The following is a 7,748-nucleotide window of genomic DNA, read 5'->3' on the forward strand; positions in this document are numbered from 1 at the left end:
CACGGCGTTGAAACAGTGAAGGTCTTCATCAGCGGTGTAAGGCGCGGTGTCACCAGGACCATCGCGAAACTGCTGCGACGACGAAGCGCCATCGAACCAATGACGGGCCATATGAAAGCCGACGGACGTCTGACCCGATGCCCACTCAAAGGAACCGAAGGTGATGCCCTTTTCGCGGGCCTCTGCGGCTGCGGTCACAACATCCGCATGATCCTGCGAAACCTGAGGGTCTGTCTGTGCCATTTCATCTGGCTGATCACACTGCTCCGAGGGTTCACCCCCGGCGCCGACCGCCATCAGAGGCCGCAAATCGCCGCCTGAGCCTGTTGATCAGCATGGAAGCATTAGTGCATCACCTGCGTTGCTTGTCGTGACCTCGACCGCCCGGATCTCCAACGGACGGAGCCCCCACTCCCCTTCACCCTCAGCCTTGATCCCGCGCGGCATTGTCTTCGGACCAATGGCGGAAAATGCCTTGCCGTCGATCAGCCGATGAAGCGATCCGGACCCGCCACGGTAAGCGATGGCGACGCTCAGCGTCTTATGACGGCGACACAGGGTACTGAAGTCCGGCACTATCCAGTCAAGCCCTGCCCGCCGTAACGGGCTTTGACGAACCCGGTCGTCTGCCGAAGCGGCATACCGAACATGCCCTGGGATCCGCCCGTTCAGGGCTCACATCCGCCCACGGACTGATGTCCGAGCGCTCTTCACTCTTCATCGTGAGACACACCTGGATTGCCGCATCGCTGAACTCCCGCTGACGACCGCGCTTGCCGGTCGCCGGGGCATGCCATTCCATCTCGGCATCAAACCAGATCGTTAGAGAACCGCGCTGCTTTAGCGCAGTGTTGTACGAAGGCCAGTTCCCGGTCTTGTACTTCGGTGGGGACCAACTGCTCGTGAAAAGTTGCTACCTTACTGGGTTCAAAAAGGAAATCCTTCACGGCATTGGTGAAGCAAAGCTCGGATCAGGCGAAGACCCGACCCAAAGCACCGTCGATCGCATCGGTGAGCGCGTCGATATCGTCGGGCGTTGCGATCAGGGCGGGCGAGAGGCAGAGCGTGTTGTTGAACCCCGGAATCGAGCGGTTTGTCGCGCCGATGATCACGCCTTGCGCCATGCAATCCGCGACGACGGCCTGAACCAGCTTTTCGGGAGCGGGCTCGCGGCTGGCGCGGTCGGCGACCAGTTCGGCACCGCAAAAAAGGCCCCTGCCCCGCACGTCACCGATCACCCCGTGCTTGTCCTGCAAGGCGCGCAGGTTGCCCATAAGGCGCTCGCCCATTGTCACGGTGTTCTCGAGCAGGCCCTCTTCCTCGATGATCGCCATATTCTCGATGGCGGCCGCCGGACCGGCGGTGCAGCCGCCAAAGGTCGAGATATCGCGGAAATGGTCCATCGGGTCGTTGGGATCGGTCTTGAACATCTCGAAGACGGGCTCCTTGGTGACCATGCAGGCGATTGCCGCATAACCCGACGCCACCCCCTTCGCCATGGTCACAAAGTCGGGTTCGACACCATAATTCTGGTAGCCAAACCATGTTCCGGTCCGACCAATGCCGCACACGACCTCGTCAATATGCAGGAGCACCTCGTATTTGCGGCAGATCTCCTGAACGCGCTGCCAGTAGCCTTCGGGCGGCGTGATCACACCACCGCCGGCCGTGATCGGCTCAAGGCAAAGTCCACCCACGGTGTCCGGACCTTCGCGCAGGATCACCTCTTCGATCTGATTGGCCGCCCATTCGCCATAATTTTCGGTCTCGACCTGTGCGCGGTATTCGAGGCAGTGGGGCACCTTGACGAAGCCGGGGGCAAAGGGGCCGTATTGTGCGTTGCGCTCATACTGACCACCGGCTGACATGGTCGCCAGTGTCGAGCCATGGTAATCGCGCTCCCGGTAGAGGATCTTGTGCTTCTTGCCACCATGGTGCTTGTGGGAAATCTGGCGGATGATCTTGAAGACCTTCTCATTCGCCTCCGACCCCGAATTCACGTAAAAAACCCGGCTCATCCCCGGCATCTTGCTGATCAGCCGTTCGGCAAAACGGGAGCCCGGAACGGATCCCGCCGACTGCGCAAAGTAGTTCATCTGGATCAGCTGATCGCGCACTGCATTGGCGATACGCTCGCGGCCGTAGCCTACATTGACGGTCCACACGCCACCGGACACCCCGTCCAGATGCTCTTTGCCCTTCTGGTCCCAGACCCGCATCCCGTCGCCCCGCACGATGATCCGCGGTTCCGTTGTCTCAAACGGCTTATGTTGGGTCAGGTGGTGCCAGATATGCGCCCGATCGGCTTCAACCACACCCGAAAGATCGTTCAGAGACATCTGCGTATTCATGGAAAGACCATCCCTCTCATGGGCGGTGCCGACAACATGACGGACCAAGGCACATCATGTCCTGACTGGCCCCGCAAGAATAGGTCCAGATTAGGACATAGGATCAGTCCAGACTGTCGGCTCAAATCTGGCGTTGCATCACGGGTGTGGGTAAGGTCGTCCCATGGTGATCCCGGTTGAAACATTCACTCTGAGCGAGACTGGTGGAACGATCCAGACCCGGATCAAGCGTCAGATCGTCGATGGCATCCTCACCGGACGTTTCCTCAAAGGCGAGAAGATGCCGTCGTCCCGGCAGCTTGCGGGGCACCTTGGGGTCAGCCGAATGACAGTGACGCTGGCCTACACGGATCTGGTGGCGGATGACTATCTCGTGGCAAGGGGGCGGTCGGGCTATTTTGTCTCGCCGACGGCTCCGGCGGGCGCGCCTGCGTCACCCTCCGTGCAGCGGCAGTCGGACCGGCCACGATTTGACTGGACCCGCGCGCTCGGGAACCGGCCAGAGCCGCCTCCAACCGTAGCACGTCCGGCGAATTGGCGTCAGTTCCCGTACCCATTCATCTATGGCCAGACCGATCCGACGCTCTTTGACAGCCAGAACTGGCGTCTTTGCGCTTTGCAGGCGCTGCGGCACAAGGATCACGACGCGTTGACTGCAGATCAATATGGGCAGGACGATCCGGTGCTCGTGGATGTCATTCGGCGACTGATCCTGCCACGCCGGGGGATCCGCGCGGAACCCGACGAGATCCTCATCACCATGGGCGCACAAAACGCGCTCTGGATCGCGGCGCAGCTTTTGTTGACCCAGCGACGCTGGGCCGGGATCGAGAGCCCCGGTTATCCAGGGATCCGGGATGTCCTCGCCCGGACCCGCTGCAATACCCAGCCGATTGACGTGGGTCCGGAGGGGCTGGACCCGGACATGCTGCCGCAGACGCTCGACGTGCTGTTCACCACGGTTAGTCACCAATGCCCCACCAACGCGACCATGCCCATGGCCCGGCGCAGGGCGCTGCTGGACCGGGCAGAAGCGCAAGGCTTTGTTATCGTCGAGGATGACTACGAGTTTGAACTGACCTTCGAGCGCTCACCCACGCCGTCGCTCAAATCCATGGATGGCTCCGGCGCGGTCATCCATATCGGATCGTTTTCCAAGTCGCTCTTTCCCGGCTTGAGGCTCGGATATCTGGTGGCGGACGCTCCTTTTGTGACCGAGGCGCGGCGCCTGCGGAGCACCGTTCTGCGGCATCCACCGGGGCTGGTGCAGCGCACAGCCGCGAATTTTCTGGCGCTGGGGCATTACGACGCGCAGATCCAGCGCTTGCGCCAAGCCTATCACGGGCGCCGCGCTCTGATGACCTCCGCGATTACAGAGGCCGGTCTCATACACGCTGGCTCGGTGTCGGGCGGCGGGTCGTGCTTCTGGATGCGCGCGCCCGAAACGGTCGATACGGAAGTTCTGGCCGAGCGTCTCCACGCCCGCGGCGTGGTGATCGAACCGGGTGCCGCGTTCTTTTATGACGCTGACCCGCCACGGCATTTCTACCGGATCGCCTATTCTTCCATCGCGCCCGCCCGCATCACAAAGGGCATCAAAATGATCGCCAAAGAAATCGACGCTCTGCGCTGACCCGGATGTACAGGACGCGCCGGAGATCGAGGATCATGACCGGCGCGCCTCAGACGAGTCAGACCTCAGCTCTTGCCCTTCCACGGCACCAGCCACCGTTCGGCCATCCGCATCAGGATGTCGATGCCATAGCCGATAATCCCGATCAGGATGATCCCCATGATGACGATGTCAGTGAGCTGGAATTTCGATGCGGCGATGATCATCATCCCTGCGCCCTTCTGGGCCGCGACAAGTTCTGCCGCGACAACCGTGCCCCAGCAGACGCCCATGGCGACCCGCGCGCCGGTGAAGATCTCCGGCAGCGAGTTCGGGATAATCACGTGGCGCAGGATCTGCCATTTGGACGCGCCCAGCGAATACGCCGCATGAATCTTCGAGATGTTGACACCCGACACCCCTGCTCGCGCGGCGATGGTCATGATCCATAGTGCGGCGAGGAACAGCAGAATGATCTTGCCGGTTTCCCAGATGCCGAACCAGATGATCACCAGAGGGATCAGCGCCAGCGGCGGAACGGGACGCATGAACTCGACGATCGGATCGAACCAGCCGCGAAACCAGCCTGACAGGCCCATGGCATAGCCGAGCGGAATGCCGACCAGTGCGCCGAGGAGGAACCCCACGATCACGCGCATGAGCGAGTAGCCCAGATGTTCCCAGAGGGTGAAGTTCTGGTAGCCGTCGCGCGCGATCTGAACCAGTCGCGACGCCACCGCTTCGGGCGCCGGAAGCCAGATCGGCTCCATCTGCCAGCCCTTTTCCGGCGCAAAGATCAGCGCGCCCCGCGAGTTCAGCACCAACTCGCCTCCGTCGATGGCAACCGGGGCGCCGACCTCGATGGGCGCGCCGTTGATCGCGGTGATCTTCAGATCATCGCCTGTGTCATTGTCAGTGACCCGCAACCGGCCTGAGCGCAACTGCGCAACCGCCAGGCTGTCATTCACAGCAAACCCGTCGCCGGGGTCGACGCTCGGCAGATCGGGGTCGACGTCCAACGGATGGACAGTCACCGTGACCGAGGCGTCGTCCGTGGCGCCGGAGGCATCGGTGACCGTGTAGTCGAAACCGGCTTCGCCTTCGAACGGGCCGGGCACGTGGATCGGGGTGATAACCGAGCCGGTAAACGCCCCCCAGATCAGAAAGATCACCAGAACCGAGATGACCGAGGCCGCGCGGTCAGGCCGGACGGCGCTTTCGTCGCCAAAGGTCACGGTCTTCAGCGAGGTGTAATCGTGCCGCGCTTCGCGGCGGGAGCGGACGGCTTTAACCACCACATAGGCGAGGATGAAGAGCAGGATATATGCGATTGCGACGGTCATGCTGAGGTCTCCGACCGGCCCATGATTTCCTCTTCCATTTCCCAGATCATGTTAAGGATTTCATCCCGGCGCCTCCCGAAATCGGGATGCTTCTTCACATCGCGCAGATCCTGACCTACGCCCATATCTGCAAAGGGCAGCTGGTATTCCGTATGGATGCGCCCCGGACGCGGCGCCATGACCACCAACCGCTCCCCTAGGAGCAGCGCTTCTTCGACCGAGTGGGTGATCAGGATGATGGTCTTTCCGGTCTCTTTCCAGAGCTTCAGCACCAGCCCCTGCATCTTTTCCCGCGTCAGCGCATCGAGCGCGCCCAAAGGCTCGTCCATCAGGATCACATCGGGCTCATTGGCGAGGCATCGCGCCAGCGCCACGCGCTGCTGCATTCCCCCGGATAACTCATAAATCGCCTTTTCCTTGAAATCGCGCAGACCCACCACGTCGAGCAGATGGTCCGAGATCTCGGCGCGCTGCTTTGCCGGCATGTTCTTCATACGCGGGCCGAAATCAACATTCTCGCGCACACTCATCCATTCAAAGAGCGCACCTTTCTGAAACACCATCCCGCGCTCCGGCGCTGGGCCGGTGATCCGGTGGTTGTTCAGGATGATCTGACCATCGGTCGGCGCCAGAAAGCCCGCCACGATGTTCAGGAGCGTTGTCTTGCCGCAGCCCGAGGGACCGAGCACGCTCATGAGCTCCCCCTCCTTCAACGTCATCGAGACGTCCTTGAGTGCCTGGACATGGCTCCCGTTCGGCAAGTCGAACCGCATCGAGATATTTTCTATGCGCAGATCTGTCATGGCCCGTTTCCCCCTTTATGCGGAACAGAAGCGGTCCGGGGTCAGGCCACGGACCGCTTCCATCTCTCATGACATCGCGATCAGTTGACCGCAGCGAGGGGGCCGGTTTCCACTGCGCCTTCGTAGCTCTCGCGCGCCGCCGGGATGGAGCCCGCATCCGTGAACACCTTGGCCACGCCCAGCATGAAGTCCTGCGCGCCGCCGCCGAGCCATTTCTCACCCAGCTGTTCCTCCACGCTCGGGAAGACAAAGGTGTCCATGGTGGCCTTGGTCTCTTCTTCGGACATTCCGGCATCCTTGGCGATCACGGGCAACATCTCGTCAATGCCTTCGCCCGAGTTCCACATTGCGTTGGCATCGGCCGTCACCTTCAGGAAGGCTGTGACCAGATCCGGGTTCTCCGCCACGAAGCTTGCCGGCGCCGAGGTTACGTCGAACACGAGAATGCCCAGCTCTTCCTTTTCGGCCCCGGTCAGAAGGACATTGCCGTCCTCCTTCATGCGCCGCAGGGCGCCGCCCCAGCCACAGACCATATCAAGATTGCCCTGAGAGAAAGCCGTCTGACCCTCGGCGGGCGGCATATCCACGATTTCCATCGTGGAAATATCAACGCCGAAATGCTCCATCTGAACGAGGAAGCCGTAATGGGCCGCGGTGCCGATCGGGACCGCGACGCGCTTGCCCTCCAGCTCGCCCGCATTGGTCTTGTCGATGCCAAGACCGGAAGCGACCACGCAGTTGTCATTCTCGGCATAGCTCACCGCCACATCGACAACCTGCAGATCCTGCCCCGCCGACGTCGCGACAACGAAGGGCGGAACGCCCTGGCTCACCGACAGATGCACATCTCCCGAGGCCATGGCCGCTGACATGGCGGTGCCGGTATCAAAGGCGACCCAGTTGATCGAAACGCCCATCTCTTCTTCGTAGGTGCCCATTTCCTTGGCAAACTGGAACGGCATCGGCCATTCGAGGAAATAGGCCACCGTGATCTCTTCCAGATGGCCGCCCGCGGTCGCCGACTGAACGCCGAGGGTCATGGCCGCCCCGATCAGAGCGGTCCCGGCGGCTTTGGTCAGAAATTGTGTTTTCACGTTGTCTCTCCCTGTTTGTGTCTTTCCACAGGCGTCATTGCGCCCGCAGGCCAGTGGCTCTTGCACCGTTTCACATTCAGCCGTCTCCGCCAAAGAAAAATTTCGCACTTACAACGCGGCACGATAAAGCTAGGTGTTAATTGCTTACGCCTGTTGGATCGAATCGAGCTGTTTGATCCCACGGTTTGAAGGTGCGATCCTTAAGTTGGGTTGGAAGAGGATGATCTTCGTCTCTGTCTCCGGACGGCGGTGTACTTCATCCCTGCCCAGAGATGGGAGCAAGAGATGGGACGGCATCGACGGGAATATGCGGACGAATTCAAGGGTGAGATGCAAGGTGCGCCATTGGTTGAGGCACCGCATCGAACGGGATCCACGCGGCTTTACGAACCGGGGGCGACGCAGGGCAGCGTTGCGAAAGAGCTGGGGGTCATCAGCACTCAGCTGAACACCTGGCGGCCAGAGATCGAGGTGTTCGGCTGGTCGGAAGCGAAACGCCGGCTGAAAGCCGATGCCGCTGAGCTGGAACGCTTGCGCCAGAAGAA

Annotated in this window: 6 protein-coding genes and 2 pseudogenes; 3 read left to right on the top strand and 5 right to left on the bottom strand. The window is 61.2% G+C overall.

Annotated elements, in window-relative coordinates; genetic code table 11:
• Positions 1 to 321: pseudogene (locus FEV53_RS18940) on the top strand (IS5/IS1182 family transposase); the annotation flags it as partial.
• 15 nt (positions 322 to 336) lie between these two features.
• Here FEV53_RS18940 and FEV53_RS18945 read toward each other — a convergent pair.
• Together FEV53_RS18945 and FEV53_RS18950 are read right to left on the bottom strand one after the other, a co-directional pair.
• Positions 337 to 901: pseudogene (locus tag FEV53_RS18945) on the bottom strand (transposase); the annotation flags it as partial.
• Positions 902 to 971: 70 nt separating this feature from the next.
• Positions 972 to 2,351, bottom strand: a complete 1,380-nt coding sequence (locus tag FEV53_RS18950; RefSeq protein ID WP_142836257.1) for an aminotransferase family protein — start codon at positions 2,349 to 2,351, stop codon at positions 972 to 974.
• A 163-nt stretch (positions 2,352 to 2,514) separates the two neighbouring features.
• On the opposite strand from FEV53_RS18950, the gene pdxR reads away from it, so the two are divergent.
• Positions 2,515 to 3,984, top strand: coding sequence for a MocR-like pyridoxine biosynthesis transcription factor PdxR (gene pdxR, locus FEV53_RS18955; RefSeq protein ID WP_142836258.1), 1,470 nt, complete (start codon positions 2,515 to 2,517; stop codon positions 3,982 to 3,984).
• A gap of 65 nt (positions 3,985 to 4,049) precedes the next feature.
• Here pdxR and FEV53_RS18960 read toward each other — a convergent pair whose 3' ends face one another.
• The 3 genes from FEV53_RS18960 to FEV53_RS18970 all read right to left on the bottom strand — a co-directional run bounded on the left by FEV53_RS18960 (position 4,050) and on the right by FEV53_RS18970 (position 7,149).
• A complete protein-coding gene (locus tag FEV53_RS18960) occupies positions 4,050 to 5,306 on the bottom strand; it encodes an ABC transporter permease subunit (protein WP_142836259.1) in 1,257 nt (418 codons plus the stop codon).
• Complete coding sequence (locus tag FEV53_RS18965) at positions 5,303 to 6,109, bottom strand: taurine ABC transporter ATP-binding protein (protein ID WP_142836260.1); 807 nt, start codon at positions 6,107 to 6,109, stop codon at positions 5,303 to 5,305. Before FEV53_RS18965 ends, FEV53_RS18960 begins: the two co-directional genes overlap by 4 nt.
• A gap of 80 nt (positions 6,110 to 6,189) precedes the next feature.
• Entirely contained in the window at positions 6,190 to 7,149 is a 960-nt protein-coding gene (locus tag FEV53_RS18970) for a taurine ABC transporter substrate-binding protein (RefSeq protein WP_142836261.1), read from the bottom strand.
• 339 nt (positions 7,150 to 7,488) lie between these two features.
• Between FEV53_RS18970 and FEV53_RS18975 the strand changes: the two genes are divergently transcribed.
• On the top strand, positions 7,489 to 7,748 hold a 260-nt coding region (locus tag FEV53_RS18975), incomplete at its 3' end, for a transposase (RefSeq protein WP_142833795.1).

The sequence above is a fragment of the Palleronia caenipelagi genome (assembly GCF_007004065.1).
In the GTDB taxonomy this organism is placed as follows: Bacteria; Pseudomonadota; Alphaproteobacteria; order Rhodobacterales; family Rhodobacteraceae; genus Palleronia; species Palleronia caenipelagi.